We start from the raw sequence: 16,626 nt of genomic DNA, 5'->3' as shown, positions 1-16,626 counted from the left end.
ACTGGACAATAGCACTTTACACTTTGTTCAACAATTCTGACTTATTACCTTTTGATTGGTTAAGTATCTAGGTATAGATCAATATTCAATATCAGCATCAAAGTTGCCCGTAGACACATCGCACTTGTTGCTGCTGAATTTATAGTTGATTGATGGCTACCAACTTAACTATATATTTTGTTTTTTGACGGAATATGTATAAATCTAAGAATACTATTTTTCAGTAATAATACTTATCAATATTTTTAAGGGATTGTAAAGATTGTTCAAAGATTTATGCTGGCAAATCCCCACAATTGATAAATAATTTTTGCAACGATCGCTGCTTGCTGACGGACATCTCGACTGTATATATTTCAACTTCTCCGGTAATTAATATTACTTTACAAAAGTACGGCAGACCAGTAAACTGTAAAAAGCGTTACTTTATGAGATTTTGAACAAAATCGACAGTTATTTTGGCAAATATCTAAAATTAGCTGTTTCAGCTTTATATAACTCTCTATAACTAGAGGCGATCGCATGATGAGGCGTTTTGCTGTGTAAAACCAAAGTCCAAAATCTCCGAGCTTAAAAATTTTTAATATAAATTCTCATCAAATAGTTCTAATGTAACGTTTTAATGGCCTTTTTTAGCCGTTATTAAATCGACACTCCTGTAATTGACCTTTTAAAGTTGAGAAATTTAGCATGAGTAGCAATTTAGCAAGCAAATTGCGTGTAGGGACAAAGAAAGCCCATACAATGGCAGAAAACGTCGGGTTTGTCAAGTGCTTTTTAAAAGGGGTGGTGGAGAAAAGCTCATACCGCAAGCTAGTTGGTAACTTCTATTTCATCTACTCAGCTATGGAAGAGGAAATGGAAAAGCACCAGAACCATCCAATTGTTAGCAAAATCAATTTTCCCCAACTCAACCGCAAGCAAAGCTTAGAGGAAGACCTGAGTTACTACTATGGCTTTAATTGGCGGGAACAAATCCAGCTATCTCCGGCGGGAGAAGCTTACGTGCAGCGTATTCGCGAAATTTCTGCAACAGAACCGGAATTGTTAATTGCACATTCTTACACCCGTTACCTCGGTGACTTATCTGGCGGTCAAATTCTGAAAAATATTGCTGTTACAGCAATGAATCTTTCTGATGGCGGTACTGCTTTTTATGAATTTGCAGAGATTCCTGATGAAAAGGAATTTAAAGCTAAGTATCGTCAAGCTTTGGATGAATTACCTATTGATGAAGCTACAGCCGATCGCATTGTTGATGAAGCTAACGCGGCTTTTGGCATGAACATGAAGATGTTCCAAGAATTGGAAGGTAACTTAATCAAAGCTATTGGTATCATGCTGTACAACACCCTGACTCGTCGGCGTACCCGTGGTAGCACCGAACTCGCTACAGCTGAATAAATTTGTGTAAGTCAATATTTGTCAATTCTAGGGGCAATTTCCCTGGGATCGCTTGAGGAGAATTAGGCGATCGCAAGGAAGTTGCCCCTACTGTTATTTAGTCATGTCTCATTACAGCGTCGTGCATTCCGAGAGACATTGAAAGGCAAAGCTAATAAAACTTGGCGCGTACTCCACCGAGTCACCTATGTAGAATCTCCGGCGCTGATGGGTTTTGGTCAAGATATTCGCAACCTAGGCGGTGAAGAAGATACTCCCCAAACCAAAAAACTTTTATCTCGGTTTGAACAGCTAGAATTACACAATAACCAACGGAAGAAGTTTTTTTGGGCGTGGCATCAGTGTATACCTTTTGCTTAACTTTATTCTTATAGCGTCTCTTAAAAATATAAGGAGTTGGTTCAGTGAAAATAGCCAAAATCAGACATCTTTACCAAAAAATTGAATTATTAGCTCAGTAATTACCGTAAAATAATTTACCTTGTTAAACAAAGCCTTTGGTTTGTTAAACAAAGTCTTTGCCTTGTTAAAGAAAGTGTTCGGTTTGTTAAACAAAGTCTTTGCCTTGTTAAAGAAAGTGTTCGGTTTGTTAAACAAAGTCTTTGCCTTGTTAAAGAAAGTGTTTGGTTTGTTAAACAAAGCCTTTGTCTTCTTAAAGAAAGTGTTTGGTTTGTTAAACAAAGCCTTTGTCTTCTTAAACAAAGTGCTTGCCTTGTTAACTAGCGATCGCAGAGAGCAGGGTGGTGGTGCAGGATTTTGACAAATAATCCGCAACCAAGTTTTACAGGGAAAATTGTTTTCGAGAGGTTGTAATCTTTGCCTTGCTTCCCTGAGGGCTGTATATAAAGTTTTCTCCCGCGAAAACAGCGCGAGGAATTGCTTTAAAAATTCCTGTGCTACTCTGTCGGGTACAGGTTTGCTCATAACAATTACTAGTGGTAAATGCAAGTCAGCTAAATCCCACACTCGCTTGTCCCCCTCAACCCTGTTCTCTGTCATACATATAAATCCTGATTTCCAATAGGCACGGCGATCGGGGAAAATGCAAACAGAGGCAAATCATAGCTTCTGGGCAAAATACTAATTAAACAATGGCTACAAAAATTCCTGTCACCGTCATCACAGGCTTCTTAGGCAGTGGTAAAACCAGCCTAATTCGCCACCTGCTACAAAACAACCAAGGACGCCGAATTGCAGTTTTAGTAAACGAATTTGGCGAACTCGGTATTGATGGCGAATTATTGAAATCCTGTCAAATTTGTCCCGAAGATAGTGATGATGAGGGCAATATCTTTGAATTAACTAACGGCTGCTTGTGCTGTACCGTACAAGAAGAGTTTTATCCGACAATGCAACAATTGCTGAAGCGGCGCGATCGCATTGACTGCATTGTGATTGAAACCTCTGGTTTAGCTTTGCCAAAACCCCTCATTAAAGCTTTTCGCTGGCAAGAAATTCGCACTGGTGCAACGGTGGATGCAGTAATTACCGTCGTAGATTGTGCGGCGGTAGCGGCGGGAACATTTGCCAGCAATCCAGAGGCAGTGGCAGCCCAAAGGCAAGCCGATGATAGTCTGGAACATGAAACACCATTGCAAGAGCTATTTGAAGACCAATTAGCTTGTGCAGACTTGGTAGTGTTGAACAAAACTGACTTGGTAGATGCGCAAACAAAAACCCAAGTTGAGGAGTTAGTGAAACAAGAATTGCCGAGAGTGGTAAAGATTGTTGAGAGCGATCGCGGTCAACTCGACCCATCTATATTACTAGGGTTCCAAGCCGCTGTGGAAGATAACTTAGATAGTCGTCCCAGCCATCACGACACCGAAGAAGACCACGACCACGACGACGAGATTACCTCAACACACCTAATTTTAGACCGTGCCTTTGACCCAGAAAAACTGCAACAACAGTTGCAAAAACTTGTACACCAACAAGAAATTTATCGCATCAAAGGTTTTGTCGCCGTACCCAATAAACCCATGCGTTTAGTCATGCAAGGTGTGGGAACCAGATTTGATAAATTTTACGATCGCCCTTGGCAACCAGAAGAAGCAAAGCAAACCCGCTTAGTTTTCATTGGTCGCGATCTAAAATCTGCGGAGATAGAATCACAACTTGTAGCTTTGTAAGCTATCTGATGCATTCATGGGTTTTCCTCAATATTAGGAAATCCTACAAATGCATCTACCCTTGGTATGATTTGAAACTGCGATCGCGATTGAACTTAAATTGCTAATGTGAAGTCTAATATATACAAACTGAGTTATTCTGGCACTTGGCTTCTAGCAAGGATATAGATGCGTTTGTATAATTGGAACTCCATAATTTCTGCTCGCTGGTTTCATCCTGTACTATTACTAATCTGGTTCGTCATCGGAGTCGGCTTGCGTTTTACCAATTTAACCGCCAAGCCTCCTTGGGTTGATGAGTTTGCTACTTTGGTGTTTAGTTTAGGAAACAATTTTTTATCAGTACCCTTAGATCGGGCGATCGCACCTGATATCCTCTTACAACCCCTACAACCAAATCCCGCTTCCGGTATAGGGGATGTAATTCATCAAATTATGACCCAAGACACTCATCCACCACTGTATTTTGTACTAGTGCATCTGTGGAACAAGCTGTTTCCCAATCAAGGAGAGTTAGTATCACTGTTTGCTGAACGTTCCTTTCCGGCTTTAATTGGTGCAATCTCAATTCCTCTGACTTATAGCTTAGGTTGGTTAGGGTTTCGTTCCCGATTGATAGGACATCTAGCTGCTGCAATGATGGCCGTTTCACCCTACGGAATTTTTTTAGCACAAGAAGCACGTCATTACACGTTAGCAATGATCTGGGTGATTTTATCCCTATCCTGCATGGTAATTGCCACAAGACACATTCAAAACCGCACAGTATTACCACTGTGGTTAATCTTCTCTTGGGTGGGAATTAATGCTTTAGGGATTGCTACTCATTACTTCTTTACTCTGACTCTGTGTGCGGAAACTTTAGTTTTAATGTTTTTAGCTTGGCAACAATCTATACAAGCTAAAACTCTAATATTTTTCTTCCCTCTTTGGTGGCGCATTTACGCTGTTGCGACTGGTACTTTTGTAGCGTGTTTAGTCTGGCTACCCAGCTTTTTAGAGAATCGGTATCGTAGCGGATTAACAGCTTGGATTCAAGACAGTCAGCGCGTGGGAATTGAATGGATCAACCCCATTTTTCAGGCTTTAGCAGCATGGATTACGATGATTTCTTTGCTCCCAGTCGAATCACCACAGCTAGCAATTGTGATTGTTTCTGGGTTGGGAATGTTGATTTTCTTTATCTGGGCAATACCGATTTTAGTTCGTGGTATTAAAGCGCAACTACAGCAACCCCAGACTAGCCTAGCAACTCAAGTATTTATTGGGGTAGTGTTCGGAGCGATCGCTTTATTCTTCATATTTGCTTATTTTCTAGGTATTGATTTAACCAGAGGCGCTCGCTACAACTTTGTTTATTTTCCCGCTGTCATAATTTTAGTTGGAGCTAGCTTGGCTGTTTGTTGGCAAAGAACTAGCAAAAAAGCTGTAATTTTGATTTGGCTAATGGGTTTCTTTAGCGCCGTCACAGTTATTTGTAATCTGGGGTATCAAAAATATTATCGCCCTGATTTGTTAGTGCCAATAATTCAACAAAATTCTCAGGTTCCGGTGCTTATAGCCACCACTCACAAAACCTTAGTAGAAACTGGAGAAATGATGGGAATAGCCAGGGAGTTAAAAGTTTCTGGTTCGCCAACTACTAGCCAATTTTTATTAGCTCATCAAGAAAAAGACCCCAAAACCTCTACTGTTTCTTTAGAAAATACATTAAAACAGCTACCACGACCTTTTGATTTGTGGCTAGTTAATTTTTATGCACCAATAGCAGAAGAAGTGAAACAATGTCTACCAGAAACCAAATCATTAGCAGCAGTGAATGGTTATGATTACAAAATTTATCATTGTCAGTAGCACTGATGAAAATTATTTTTGAATTGCTGGAGTTAGATTGAAATCCGATTGGAATAATTTAAAAATCAACTCTACTATACTTTTGATGCTGAAATAACACGCTACGCAGGAAAATAGAGATGCATAAGTTATTTGCAAAAAATAATGTTAATAAATAAGCATAATTTTCTTGTGTAGTAAAATGTAGTCTAAAACACAAAAATCTCAACAACCATTACAGCTTTTGTGCTAATAATATATAAATTTTATGTTTTCTTAATACCTCGGTTTATTGGCAGCAGTCACATATAAAGCTAAAATTTTTAGCGGAATTGCTACCAAAATAAATAATGATTACTAATAGAAGATTACTAATAAATAAAATTTATTGCTGGAGCAAAAACTGGTTTCTTGTATTACTAATTTTCAGTGCATTTCTAATAACTTTACAACCATCTGCCCAAGCTCAAGATTTACTAGCAGCTAATCAGTTAAACAATCCCATCGTAATTGAAAATCAGAAAGCTGGTACTACTGATTGGGAATTAAGCAATCCAGCTACTAAGAGAGAAATTGAAGGTTATGCATCTCTGACTAGCGTTAATCGTGGTAATGAAATTAAGTTATTTGTTAATACAAGAGAACCTAATTACACAATAGAAATCTTTCGTATGGGTTGGTATGGCGGTGCAGGAGGTAGACAAATCGTTTCTGCTATTCCTAGAGTAGGAGTCAAGCAACCAGCGCCAATTGTAGATGAAGTAACTGGTCTGATTGAATGTAATTGGAAAGATCCTTACATTCTCAAAATTACTGATAACCCCAACGACCCAACCCAATGGCTTAGTGGTATTTATTTAGCAAAACTTACTGCAAGCAAAAGTGGCAAGCAAAGTTATATCATTTTTGTAGTCCGTGATGATAGCCGTTATTCTGATATTCTTTATCAATTAAGCGTCACCACTTATCAAGCCTATAACAATTGGGGTGGGATGTCTTTGTACCGTCGCAATAGTCGCGGTAAACAGGCTTATAAAGTATCTTTCAATCGTCCTTATGCTGCTAGCCCCAAATTAAATGCAGCCTATGGAGTAGGTGCAGGAGAATTTTTAACCAATGTCCAAATAAAAAATAATACTCTTAGCGCTGGCTGGGAATACAACATGGTCAGGTGGTTAGAGCGCTCTGGCTATGATGTCAGTTACATTACTGATATTGATACACATGAAAATCCCTTAGATCGATATACAACTAAACCCATACTTTGGTTGCACAAAGCATTTCTTTCTGTAGGACATGATGAATATTGGTCAGCAAAAATGCGGCAAAACGTAGAAACAGCCAAAGATTATGGTGTCAGTCTTGGCTTTTTTTCAGCCAACACTTGCTATTGGCAAATTCGCTTTGAACCTAGCTTCGTTACCAAAGAAATTAACCGTACTATGGTTGCTTATAAAGAAAATGCAGCCTTAGATCCGTTTGCTAGAGACAAAGATCCCACGAATGATTACTTAATCACAACTCGTTGGCGAAGCAAACCAGTAAATCGCCCAGAAGAATCTTTAATAGGAGTAATGTATGAAACTTACCCCGTTAATGCTGACATTGTTGTCAATGAAACAGCACCAGATTGGTTACTTGCTGGAACACAATTAGATATAAATCAACATACTGCAACTGTAAAGTCAGATCGCCAAACACCTGTTGAGGAAATGCGCTTGAGAGGACTTTTAGGTTATGAAGCTGACCGGATATTTGGTTATGGCCCAGCTAATACGATTCGCGTTGCCCATTCACCTTATGCTTATAAAGGTGGTAAAAGACATTCAGACATGACTATTTACAGCACAGATGCCAAAGGTATAGTGTTTGCCACTGGTTCCATGCAATGGAGCTGGGGACTTGATGATTACAATGCACCACAACTACGCCCTTCTGTGTTAAGTGCTGATGCACAGACTATTACACATAATATTCTCGACCGGATGATTAAAGGAAGTAGATAATAAGAAATTATTCAATGAATATTTGGTTTTGTTTTGGTTGGTCAAAATCTGCGATCGCGTCCATATTTGGGAATCAAGTTTCGCAGCTAACTAAAACAGAAAATTGCTCAAATATTGCTTGTTATATTTCTCCATGAAACCATTTTAGGAGTAGGATAATTTGTGGCAGAGTTAAGCCACCAATCGCAAGCAATAACATCTATGAACATCACTCAACTATTTAACGTTGCCAATCTTTTTGTTTTACCTTTTTGGGCATTGATGATTCTCCTACCTAATTGGAAAGTTACTCGGCGGATCATGGAATCATATATACCCTTTGTACCTTTAGCTGGGGCATATTTATATTTGTTCATCACCAGCATTACACCAGAAAATGCCCAAGCTTTATCTAATCCGCAGTTAGCTGATATTGCCAGATTTTTTGCTGATGAAAAAGCTGCTGCGACTGGGTGGATTCATTTTCTGGTGATGGATTTATTTGTCGGAAGATGGATATATTGGCAAGGACAAACAACAGGTATTTGGACAATTCATTCCCTTGTCTTGTGTTTATTTGCGGGGCCTTTGGGCGTTTTATCTCACATTTTGACTTACTGGATAACTAAAACATTATCTTTCTCTACCGAACGGGAAGCAGAAACAGTAGCAGATAAAGCTATCTCATCCAGTAATAGCTAATTTTTGGGTAATAGGTAATGACAAACAGCCTATTACCCATCCAGCTTTAGCTAGCTTTTCTATAGCTAACTTGTCTATAGTTAGCATCTATCCAACAGCGTGGTAGGCTTTCTCCCGAAGGAAAAACTAGCTCGTCTTTTTTAAAGATATCTGTTTCTTGTTCTTCTTGACCTTCTTGATCTTGTCCGTGAACAGTATCACTGTTGGGATCGATCAATTCGTCAAAATCGACTATTTTGATGAGATCTTTAGTATCTTTAATTTGTAAAAACATATAATTCACCTCACTAAATTTGCCGAAAATCTAACCACAACTGAGGTTGATGGCTAAAGTTTATTACTTGTAGCGATCGCTAATTTGCATATTTAACGATCGATGTTAGCCAATTGGCTATTGAACAAAGGAATTGCTTGGTTAAGCTTTCCCAGATTGTTCAACTAGTTTCTTTAACCGCATATATGCTTGTTCTGGTGTTAAAGGTTCAGATTCTTTTTCGCTAGGAATGTAATATTGTCTGCTATCAGGAAAATAACGCACCACAAAACTAGGTATTAAACCCAACTCCAAAGCTTTTTTACCGAGTTTCTCTGCTGTTTCCGCTAGGGTATATTCATCGTGGAACTGATATGTATTCATGTCCTGATACCTCTTCAAAGAGGGTGCTGCAAGAGCCAGTATGGACACTTAAAGTAGAGAAGTTAAAACTCTCGTTGGAATTTTTCTAAAATATCTACTAAATTTACCTGGCATTGCAGGGGTAGTAAATCGATCAAGGGGATTTCTTTCCTCCCACCACCAATTTTAACAGGAATGGAAGCTAATACAGCCGTAACTCTATCTTCATTAACAGTATTAGAAGTAATTAAGGGATACAGCTGTTCGGCTACCACTGTATGGAGTTTGGCATTTGATAAATAAAGATGCCACTTAGCAATGTCTATGTAGACGTTTTCCCCAATTTCGGCTGCTAGGGCTTCTAGCACTTCTGTAGTGTTCGTCTTAGCCATAAAAATAACCCTATATCAATAAAGAGCGCTAACTCTCAGGCTATTTAATATTATCGCGCAATTAGTTAGGCTGACTCGACAGTCACAGGTTACATCGCCCTAGTAGCAGTAGTCTCTCTTTAGGTAGATTTTGGTGGTGTATCGGAGTAATTGGCGATCGCACTGATATAAATAAAATGCCCTAACAATACAACAATCCAACTTACCGTTACCCAAGGCAACCATTCCCAGGTAGCTGCTTTGAGATTGTGGAAAAACCATAGCCCAGAATTAATCGTAGCTGCGATCGCCACGTGTACGGCAAAATTCATTCTGTCATCTATCTTGCGGTAGGCTGGGTCTTGGCGATCGGGTTTGGTAGGCCAACGAGGAGGCATAAATAATTGTTACATATTTCAACACACCCTAATTATTCTAAGGGTCTTGAGGGTGAAGTTGCTATTAGAGACAAACAATAGGGCAAATTTACCTGGAAACTGAACGGCAGCATTAATAGTACAGCACGATGGAACTGAGCCAACTAATGGAAATGTCTGAAAACTTTGCAAAAAAGTGATTACAAATAACAAATTTTACGTAACTGTAGTCAGGTGGAGAATTTTGATAAGCAGACTCTTACAGACCAAAATTAAGATTGTGACATTGACTCCGAACCTATAAAGATTGTGGGAATGGCCATCACCATCAACATTACTAAGTTAGCAACCCAAAACAACACAACAACGCCAAAACCCACCAATGTCAAATAGGAAAATCTTAATTGCGCGAATCCATCTAGCAGTTGCCACAACCGAAAAGCTGTGTAGAAGAAACCAATGGGTACAACAATACTTGGCACAAGGGAGCGACTAAAGACACGTTCGCTCAGAAGTTGTATAGCTACTATCAATAGGTAACTCCCCCAGAATACCCATGAAGATGATTGCCTCCAAGCCAGAGATAACAAGCATATAGGTAACAAAACTCCAGCAACCAAGGCTAACTTGACCCACCATTTTAGAAATTGCAATTGCTTCTCACTAAACCCAATTTCTGCTTTAAAGGGTAAACGTTGAGCTTTAACGCCAAAACCATAGCCAATAGCTAGACTTGTTGCGATCGGGATAACAAGCGTAAGAATCAATCCATTATTAATAGCCATCTGCTCTTACACCTAACACAATTATTCAACGAGTACTAGAATCCTATTGATACAGATCTTACCTGCAAGCAGTAATCGCGTTGCAAGCATAAGCAAGTTCTATCAGTTAAAATGATTTAGGATTGCTATAACATTGAAATTAATTTTTAAAAGAATTTATTGATATCTAAAAATATATAAATAGAAATTAGTGCATCAACCAATTGGATGAATTTAAATCTTGATATTTGATAAATGATTCTTCTTTTGGTAGAGGGAGTTAATAGATCCACTTGTGAATATGAAAATGAACTTTAGAGGTGGATGGAAATGGCTAAAGCTAACCCGATTTCAGTCCAAAAATACCTGAAAGGTGTTGACTATCCCGCTACCACAGAAGAATTGATTCAGCACGCTCAAGAACAAGGTGCGGATGAGGAAATAATCTCAATCTTAGAGCAATTACCTGAAGATGAAGAATTTGAAAGTCCCACCGATCTCAGCGAAGCTCTAGGCGAACTGGAGTAGATTAAACTGCTGGCGGGGAATAATCTCCTGATTTTCCGCCAGTTTTGCTAATTAACCGAATAGATTCAATTTGAATCGATTTCTCTAAAGCCTTCGCCATATCGTATAAAGTTAAAGCCGCAACAGAAACAGCAGTTAAAGCTTCCATTTCTACCCCAGTTTCAGCTTTAGTTTTCACGGTGGCATAAATTTTATAGCCTGGAAGTTCAGCATCAGCGATCGCTTCGACTTCGACTTTCTGCAATGGCAAGGGATGACACAAAGGAATTAAATTAGCTGTCTGTTTAGCTGCCATAATTCCAGCTATCCTCGCAGTTCCTAACACATCCCCTTTGGGAGCATTCCCAGCTTGGATAGCAGCAAAAGTTTCTGGCAGCATTCGCACCTGGGCAACAGCTACAGCTTGGCGAACTGTCGGCACTTTTTCTGACACATCTACCATCTGTGCCTGCCCTTGGCGATCGAGATGGGTTAAGTTGGCAGAATTAGATGAAAAATCTTCTTGCATCATTTTGGGAGAACGTGTTAATATAATTTCCTGGCAGGGGCGTGTAGCTCAGTGGACTAGAGCACGTGGCTACGGACCACGGTGTCGGGGGTTCGAATCCCTCCTCGCCCGTTAATTAACAGAAAAAGACGCAATCAGTATTGCGTCTTTTTCTTTATATCAAGATTGATTGAGGGAATAAGCATCTTTGCCACGGCCCAAAGCAAAGCGCAGGGAACCGGAGAGGTTTTTGTTGGACTGGGTAAGGAAAATTAGCAATGCGATCGCAGTTAAACCAGCGCAAAAACCAAACATATTGGGGTAGCCAACTTGTTCGGCGACTGAACCGAAAACAGGACTAGCGATCGCAATTCCCACATCTAACCCCATAATACAGAGAGAAAATACCCTTCCCCTTTCTTGTGGTAGTGCCCGATCTGCAACCACAGTAGAAATCATCGGCATCAGGATACCAGAACCAGCACCCTCTAAAACTCCTGCTATTAAGAATATATTGGCGCTGCTAGCTTTCCATAGCAAAATCATGGACACAGCATAAATAACCAGACTCAAAGTAATAAATAAACCTCTACCATAGCGATCGCTAGCTTTGCCAGTAAAAAATCGCACGCTAAAACTTGCAAGTGCGCCAACTGTATAAAACAAACCTGCGTTTAAATTTACTCTAGCTGCCTTGATATATAAAGGTACAAAGGTGTGCAAAGCCCCAAAAACCAAACCAATCATCAGCATGATGCTTGCTAAAACTCTTATCCTCGGACTAAATAAAAGTCGCCAAAATTTGTCATTATTGCTGTCAAACTGTTGCTGTTTGTGGATTGGGGGATTGACAATTGGTACAAGACATAATAATCCAACCACAGACAAACTCACAGACAACAAAAATAACAGCGTATAACCACTCGCTGCTTGTAAATACCCTCCTAAAGCCGGGCCAATAGCTGCACCAATCGGTGTCACCAGACTCATGTAACCCATGATCTCACCGCGATTTTTTTCTGGTGATAAATCTGCTACCAGTGCTAAGTAACCTGTAGTAAAAGCCGCGATACTTAACCCATGAAAAGCCCGCACTGCCATCAACCCAGGAATTGATTGCACTACTATGTAACCAAGGGGTGCGATCGCATTGACTAGCATCCCAATTAGTAAGACTATTTTCCGCCCCCGTCGATCTGCTAACCTGCCAAATACAGAGCGAAATAGCAACATCCCAATGGCAAAACTACCCAGTACAATGCCAATTTGTTGCTTGGTTGCACCTAAATCTTCCATATAGAGTGGTAGCGTTGGTAATAACGCAGCCAAACTAGACCAGAATAATAAACCTGCTGTAAATAACGCCAGCAGGTTACGTCGTAACTGAGAGTCAAGATTATTAAGGACTTTCAAGGCAGATGCAGTTGAATACTAAACGTGTTTTTCTCTTATTGTTACGTTAGTTAATATTTTTTGCTACCACTTCCCGCACCCGATAGATTGGTCTACCTTGAGATTCATGGTAGGTACGCATCAACAACTCTGCCAGAAGACCAAAGCAAAACAACTGTACCCCTGTCACCAAGAGCAAAACCGCTAAAATCAACAATGGGCGATTGCCAATCATTTCACCCCAAACCAATTTGATAAAAGTCAAGTAAATTCCAATACCTGCCCCTATCACCATTGAGAGTAAGCCCAATAGCCCAAAAACGTGCATGGGTTTGGTGAGAAACTTCTTCATAAAGGAAATAGTTAATAAATCCATCATTACCCGGAAAGTACGTGATAACCCGTACTTACTGCGACCAAAACGCCGGGGATGGTGGCGCACAGGGATTTCTGTAATTCTTGCACCTTCAATGTAAGCTAGGGCTGGTAAAAAACGATGCAGTTCTCCGTACAGATTCATATCTGCCAAAACTTCGGCACGATAGGCTTTGAGAGAACAGCCATAATCATGTAACTTCACTCCGGTGATATTACCAATCAGCCAGTTGGCAATTTTCGAGGGAAGTAACCGCGACAAAGCTGCGTCTTGGCGTTTGTGTCGCCAACCACTGACCAAATCGTAGCCTTCCTCCAACTTAATTAACAGTATCGGGATATCAGCTGGGTCGTTTTGCAAATCCGCATCTAACGTGACAATAACCTTACCCACAGCATAATTAAAACCCGCCGCCATTGCCGCAGTTTGACCGTAGTTACGCCGCAGAATCACCGCTTTTAAATCATTGCGGATTTGTGCTTGTTGCTTGAGAAAATCCGCCGAACCATCAGTTGAACCATCATCTACACAAATAATTTCATAGGTTAACTGATGCTCAATCAAGCAAGAAGCGATCGCCTCTAATAATAAAGGCAAACTTTCCACTTCATCACGCACCGGCACCACCACCGAAATATCTGGGACAATTGCCAAAATCGCCCCATTTTCGCTACTTGTTCTGTCTGAAACCAACCCACTCCTCATATTCCTCTGCGTCCTCAGCGTCTCTGTGGTTCGTAACTCTTGATAACTCTGCCAGCACCGCGCAGCTGCTGATAATATGACCGACTCACCTCATCTCCCTGTTCCGATAGTCGGTCAATTCCAATTCCATTTCGTCCCTTATCTTTCCCCGAACTATGGATATAGCAACCATCTCCCAAATAAAGTCCGACATGAGTTGCTTTTTGAGGAGTGCCAAAAAATATCAAATCTCCTGGTTCTAATTCTGCAATAGTAATTGGTTGCGTAAAAGCTTCCTGTTGATAAGCATCTCTAGGTAGCCAAATACCCACAGACACAAAAGCGGCTTGCATCAACCCAGAACAATCGTAATTTGGCCCGACAGTACCGCCCCAAAGGTAATAATTTGATTGTTGCATTGCTTTGTGCGTAAAAGCGATCGCCTCTGGTAGCAGTTTTTTAATCTCAGATTCAGACAATATTGTCGCCCGATAGGGTAAAGTAGCTCTTTGTAATAAACCCACATCAGCAAGAGACACCCACCCTGGATAGTCATCTTCACATAAATACACCTCAACAGCTGCATCTTGATAATTTGATGTTACCCGCAGATGTCGCCCAGAAGCGGCTTGAGTTGCCAGGCGCGTACATTCAGGAGAATCATATAAGTTGAGGTCAGCGAGACAATTGTACTCAGCCGCTGAGAGATTTTGGATGATGGATTTTTGATTAGAGAGCATTCTGTAAGGTTAATAACTAAATATGATTTTCTTCCGAAAAGACGAACAACTCGAAAATCTAGGGTCAAGCATTTTAGAAGCGACTTGGGCAGCATTTCCCACATTAGCGCGGAACCAAATTGCTCTGACTTGGATTGTCTACGATCCGCCTGTACTAGTAAATACTGGTGGAGCCTTAACTCCAGATGCTTTTTGGAACCATTCTGTACGTGGTTTTACTTATCGCGGTGTCGAGAGGATTTACCCAGCCAGTGTGGTGAAGTTGTTTTACTTGGTAGCAATCCACGAATGGCTAGAAAAAGGAATGGTACAGACTTCCAAAGACTTGGAAAGAGCCATCCGCGATATGATTGTGGACTCCAGCAACGATGCTACCAGCTTGGTTGTGGATGTACTAACCGGCACAACTTCTGGACCAGAATTACCCCCCGGCCCCTTTGAAACTTGGAAATCGCAACGTAATTTTGTCAACCGCTATTTTCAGTCTTTAGGTTGGGAAGAAATGGAGACGATTAACGTCTGCCAAAAAACTTGGGGTGATGGGCCCTATGGTAGGGAGAGGGCATTTTATGGGGAAATGCTAGAAAATCGCAATATGCTGACAACAAATGCGATCGCCCGATTATTACATAGTATTGTGGGGGGTGTGGCAGTTTCCAGCGGGCGATCGCAACAGATGATGACTTTGCTCAAACGCAACCTCAAGCCTGACGATCTACCTACTGATGTCGAAGAAGACCAAGTCACCGGTTTTTTGGGCGGTGGAATTCCCCAAGATGCGCAACTTTGGTCAAAAGCTGGCTGGACAAGCCAAGTACGCCACGATGCAGCATACATTGAGATCCGCGATCGCCATCCTTATCTTTTAGTAGTATTTACTGAAGGCAAAGCCAACGCTAAAAACCGAGCTATTTTACCTTTTATCTCCAAGCTAATTACCGAAGCCGTCAGCAGTTTGCAATAGTACCTTCTCATCGCGCTGCGCCAAATTCGGCGCAGCGAAGTGAGTTTTTAATTACAGCTAATTTCAAAACTATAAGCATTTATCACCAGCAGGTTGTAGCACTCATCTTGAGGTTCAAATCCTAGCTAATTCCGTCAAATACAGGATGTAAGAATTAATTTTTTCGTGTTAAATGGTTGAATATTGCTAAGGTTTCTTGAGTCAACACAAAAAACCTTTATCTATGTGTGGCAATATTCTGTCAGGAGTGAATGTGAATACTATTTTTCTTCGTAAAAGTGCTTTTTGGCTGCCTAGTCTAGCAGCTTTAGCGATTTTAGGTACTAGCTTACCTACCTTAGCTCAAACAGTAGATACCTCAAGCAGTCAGCAGTTAAGCGAGTCTAGCGCAACTTTTGAGTCTCCCAAACAATTAACTACTGAAGTAGAGGCGACAAGCCAAACACTACCCAGTGAAACTGAAAATTTAGCGGTAAAGCAGCAGTTCCCTAACGCTGCTACACAAGAAACTGCTAGCCGCATAGTTACACCTATTCCTGGTACAGCCATCACCTCAGCCGCTGGGTTTGTCACTCAAAACCCAGAATCGACTCCACAAGAGTCTACTTCTAAACCATCTGATACTACAGTGGCGCAAGCAGATATCGACCCAGGTAGACCTACCCGTGGTGGTAGAAGCTATATTGGTGTTGCTGGTAACATCGGTTTTAGTGGCAATGATTCAGCTTTAGGTGATGGTAATTTTGCAGTCATTAGCAAAATCGGGCTGACAAATACTATCTCAGTGCGACCATCAGCAATATTAGGGGACAATACTACGATATTAGTTCCCATAACCTATGACTTTTCCTTCCAGCAAGTAGCAGATCCATTTAGCGAACCCTTACCACTTGCGCCCTATGTTGGAGTAGGTGCAGCCTTTAGTACTGGAGATAACTCTCAAACTGCCTTTTTAATTACTGGCGGTGTTGATTTCCCTCTGACTTCTCAATTTACAGCCACCGCTGCTGTCAATGCTGGCTTTTTTGACAATACCGATATCGGTTTGTTAATCGGAGTTGGTTATAACTTCATGGGTTTTTAAAAGCATAGTCGTGAGTACTGAATAATAGGTATTTTTCCCTCAGCACTCATCTGAAATTTTGCACAAATTCTAGTTTTTTATTTCCAACCATAGATAAACACCGATAAATATATATTCATCGGTGTTTACTTATGGTTTTATTGTCCTAAAATCGGCTTTTGTAAAAGGTGAATTTACAAGTTTTTCC

19 protein-coding genes, 1 tRNA gene and 1 pseudogene are annotated in these 16,626 nt (G+C 40.6%); 11 read left to right on the top strand and 10 right to left on the bottom strand.

Translation table 11 applies throughout. From position 1 onward, the window contains the following. Window positions 1-690 precede the first annotated feature (690 nt). The 3 genes from AACU33_RS31890 to AACU33_RS31880 all read left to right on the top strand — a co-directional run bounded on the left by AACU33_RS31890 (window position 691) and on the right by AACU33_RS31880 (window position 2,164). Window positions 691-1,404 (top strand): biliverdin-producing heme oxygenase, encoded by a 714-nt coding sequence (locus tag AACU33_RS31890; RefSeq protein ID WP_096594288.1) that lies wholly within the window; start codon window positions 691-693, stop codon window positions 1,402-1,404. Window positions 1,405-1,485: 81 nt separating this feature from the next. After that, window positions 1,486-1,764 carry a hypothetical protein gene (locus AACU33_RS31885; RefSeq protein ID WP_096594287.1) on the top strand — a complete coding sequence of 93 codons (279 nt, stop codon included), beginning with the start codon at window positions 1,486-1,488 and terminating at the stop codon, window positions 1,762-1,764. 121 nt (window positions 1,765-1,885) lie between these two features. After that, complete coding sequence (locus AACU33_RS31880) at window positions 1,886-2,164, top strand: hypothetical protein (RefSeq protein ID WP_339376536.1); 279 nt, start codon at window positions 1,886-1,888, stop codon at window positions 2,162-2,164. 95 nt (window positions 2,165-2,259) lie between these two features. On the opposite strand, the pseudogene AACU33_RS37680 reads toward AACU33_RS31880, so the two are convergent. Then, window positions 2,260-2,328: pseudogene (locus AACU33_RS37680) on the bottom strand (hypothetical protein); the annotation flags it as partial. 167 nt (window positions 2,329-2,495) lie between these two features. Between AACU33_RS37680 and cobW the strand changes: the two are divergent. The 4 genes from cobW to AACU33_RS31855 all read left to right on the top strand — a co-directional run bounded on the left by cobW (window position 2,496) and on the right by AACU33_RS31855 (window position 8,056). After that, window positions 2,496-3,536 carry a cobalamin biosynthesis protein CobW gene (cobW, locus tag AACU33_RS31870; protein WP_096594286.1) on the top strand — a complete coding sequence of 347 codons (1,041 nt, stop codon included), beginning with the start codon at window positions 2,496-2,498 and terminating at the stop codon, window positions 3,534-3,536. A 168-nt stretch (window positions 3,537-3,704) separates the two neighbouring features. Next, complete coding sequence (locus AACU33_RS31865) at window positions 3,705-5,390, top strand: glycosyltransferase family 39 protein (protein ID WP_096594285.1); 1,686 nt, start codon at window positions 3,705-3,707, stop codon at window positions 5,388-5,390. Between the two features lie 329 nt (window positions 5,391-5,719). Continuing rightward, on the top strand, window positions 5,720-7,375 hold the full coding sequence (locus tag AACU33_RS31860) for a N,N-dimethylformamidase beta subunit family domain-containing protein (RefSeq protein ID WP_096594284.1): 1,656 nt from the start codon (window positions 5,720-5,722) through the stop codon (window positions 7,373-7,375). Window positions 7,376-7,576: 201 nt separating this feature from the next. Next, complete coding sequence (locus AACU33_RS31855; RefSeq protein ID WP_096594283.1) at window positions 7,577-8,056, top strand: abscisic acid-deficient protein Aba4 family protein; 480 nt, start codon at window positions 7,577-7,579, stop codon at window positions 8,054-8,056. Window positions 8,057-8,102: 46 nt separating this feature from the next. Here AACU33_RS31855 and AACU33_RS31850 read toward each other — a convergent pair whose 3' ends face one another. The 5 genes from AACU33_RS31850 to AACU33_RS31830 form a co-directional block, all read right to left on the bottom strand. Then, the gene (locus tag AACU33_RS31850; RefSeq protein WP_096594282.1) at window positions 8,103-8,330 is read right to left on the bottom strand and encodes an acetyltransferase; all 228 of its coding nucleotides are present in this window, start codon (window positions 8,328-8,330) and stop codon (window positions 8,103-8,105) included. A gap of 141 nt (window positions 8,331-8,471) precedes the next feature. Beyond that, a complete protein-coding gene (locus AACU33_RS31845) occupies window positions 8,472-8,693 on the bottom strand; it encodes a hypothetical protein (RefSeq protein WP_096594281.1) in 222 nt (73 codons plus the stop codon). Between the two features lie 62 nt (window positions 8,694-8,755). Continuing rightward, complete coding sequence (locus AACU33_RS31840) at window positions 8,756-9,064, bottom strand: DUF3181 family protein (RefSeq protein WP_096594280.1); 309 nt, start codon at window positions 9,062-9,064, stop codon at window positions 8,756-8,758. A 119-nt stretch (window positions 9,065-9,183) separates the two neighbouring features. Further along, window positions 9,184-9,441: a 2TM domain-containing protein gene (locus tag AACU33_RS31835; RefSeq protein WP_096594279.1), complete on the bottom strand. Its 258-nt coding sequence runs from the start codon at window positions 9,439-9,441 to the stop codon at window positions 9,184-9,186. A 251-nt stretch (window positions 9,442-9,692) separates the two neighbouring features. After that, window positions 9,693-10,205: a hypothetical protein gene (locus AACU33_RS31830; protein ID WP_096594278.1), complete on the bottom strand. Its 513-nt coding sequence runs from the start codon at window positions 10,203-10,205 to the stop codon at window positions 9,693-9,695. Between the two features lie 309 nt (window positions 10,206-10,514). Here AACU33_RS31830 and AACU33_RS31825 point away from each other — a divergent pair, with 309 nt between their 5' ends. Further along, window positions 10,515-10,712, top strand: coding sequence for a DUF2795 domain-containing protein (locus tag AACU33_RS31825; protein ID WP_096595452.1), 198 nt, complete (start codon window positions 10,515-10,517; stop codon window positions 10,710-10,712). A gap of 1 nt (window position 10,713) precedes the next feature. On the opposite strand, the gene moaC is transcribed toward AACU33_RS31825, so the two are convergent. Then, window positions 10,714-11,220 (bottom strand): cyclic pyranopterin monophosphate synthase MoaC, encoded by a 507-nt coding sequence (gene moaC, locus AACU33_RS31820; RefSeq protein ID WP_096595451.1) that lies wholly within the window; start codon window positions 11,218-11,220, stop codon window positions 10,714-10,716. A gap of 37 nt (window positions 11,221-11,257) precedes the next feature. Between moaC and AACU33_RS31815 the strand changes: the two genes are divergently transcribed. Next, window positions 11,258-11,331 (top strand) — tRNA-Arg (locus AACU33_RS31815). A 48-nt stretch (window positions 11,332-11,379) separates the two neighbouring features. Here the strand turns inward: AACU33_RS31815 and AACU33_RS31810 are convergent. The 3 genes from AACU33_RS31810 to AACU33_RS31800 are packed head-to-tail and all read right to left on the bottom strand — an operon-like array spanning window position 11,380 to window position 14,391. Next, on the bottom strand, window positions 11,380-12,612 hold the full coding sequence (locus AACU33_RS31810; RefSeq protein WP_096594277.1) for an MFS transporter: 1,233 nt from the start codon (window positions 12,610-12,612) through the stop codon (window positions 11,380-11,382). Between the two features lie 46 nt (window positions 12,613-12,658). Next, the gene (locus tag AACU33_RS31805) at window positions 12,659-13,672 is read right to left on the bottom strand and encodes a glycosyltransferase family 2 protein (protein ID WP_096594276.1); all 1,014 of its coding nucleotides are present in this window, start codon (window positions 13,670-13,672) and stop codon (window positions 12,659-12,661) included. Between the two features lie 14 nt (window positions 13,673-13,686). Next, on the bottom strand, window positions 13,687-14,391 hold the full coding sequence (locus AACU33_RS31800) for a C40 family peptidase (protein ID WP_096594275.1): 705 nt from the start codon (window positions 14,389-14,391) through the stop codon (window positions 13,687-13,689). Between the two features lie 22 nt (window positions 14,392-14,413). Here AACU33_RS31800 and AACU33_RS31795 point away from each other — a divergent pair, with 22 nt between their 5' ends. Together AACU33_RS31795 and AACU33_RS31790 are read left to right on the top strand one after the other, a co-directional pair. After that, on the top strand, window positions 14,414-15,355 hold the full coding sequence (locus tag AACU33_RS31795; RefSeq protein ID WP_096594274.1) for a serine hydrolase: 942 nt from the start codon (window positions 14,414-14,416) through the stop codon (window positions 15,353-15,355). Between the two features lie 253 nt (window positions 15,356-15,608). Next, window positions 15,609-16,439: a hypothetical protein gene (locus AACU33_RS31790; protein WP_096594273.1), complete on the top strand. Its 831-nt coding sequence runs from the start codon at window positions 15,609-15,611 to the stop codon at window positions 16,437-16,439. Window positions 16,440-16,626: the final 187 nt, after the last annotated feature.

The sequence above is a fragment of the Calothrix sp. NIES-2098 genome, from assembly GCF_963875125.1.
In the GTDB taxonomy this organism is placed as follows: Bacteria; Cyanobacteriota; Cyanobacteriia; order Cyanobacteriales; family Nostocaceae; genus Aulosira.
Note: the sequence above shows the minus strand (reverse complement) of the source record. Positions and strands in the feature narration are given on the sequence as shown.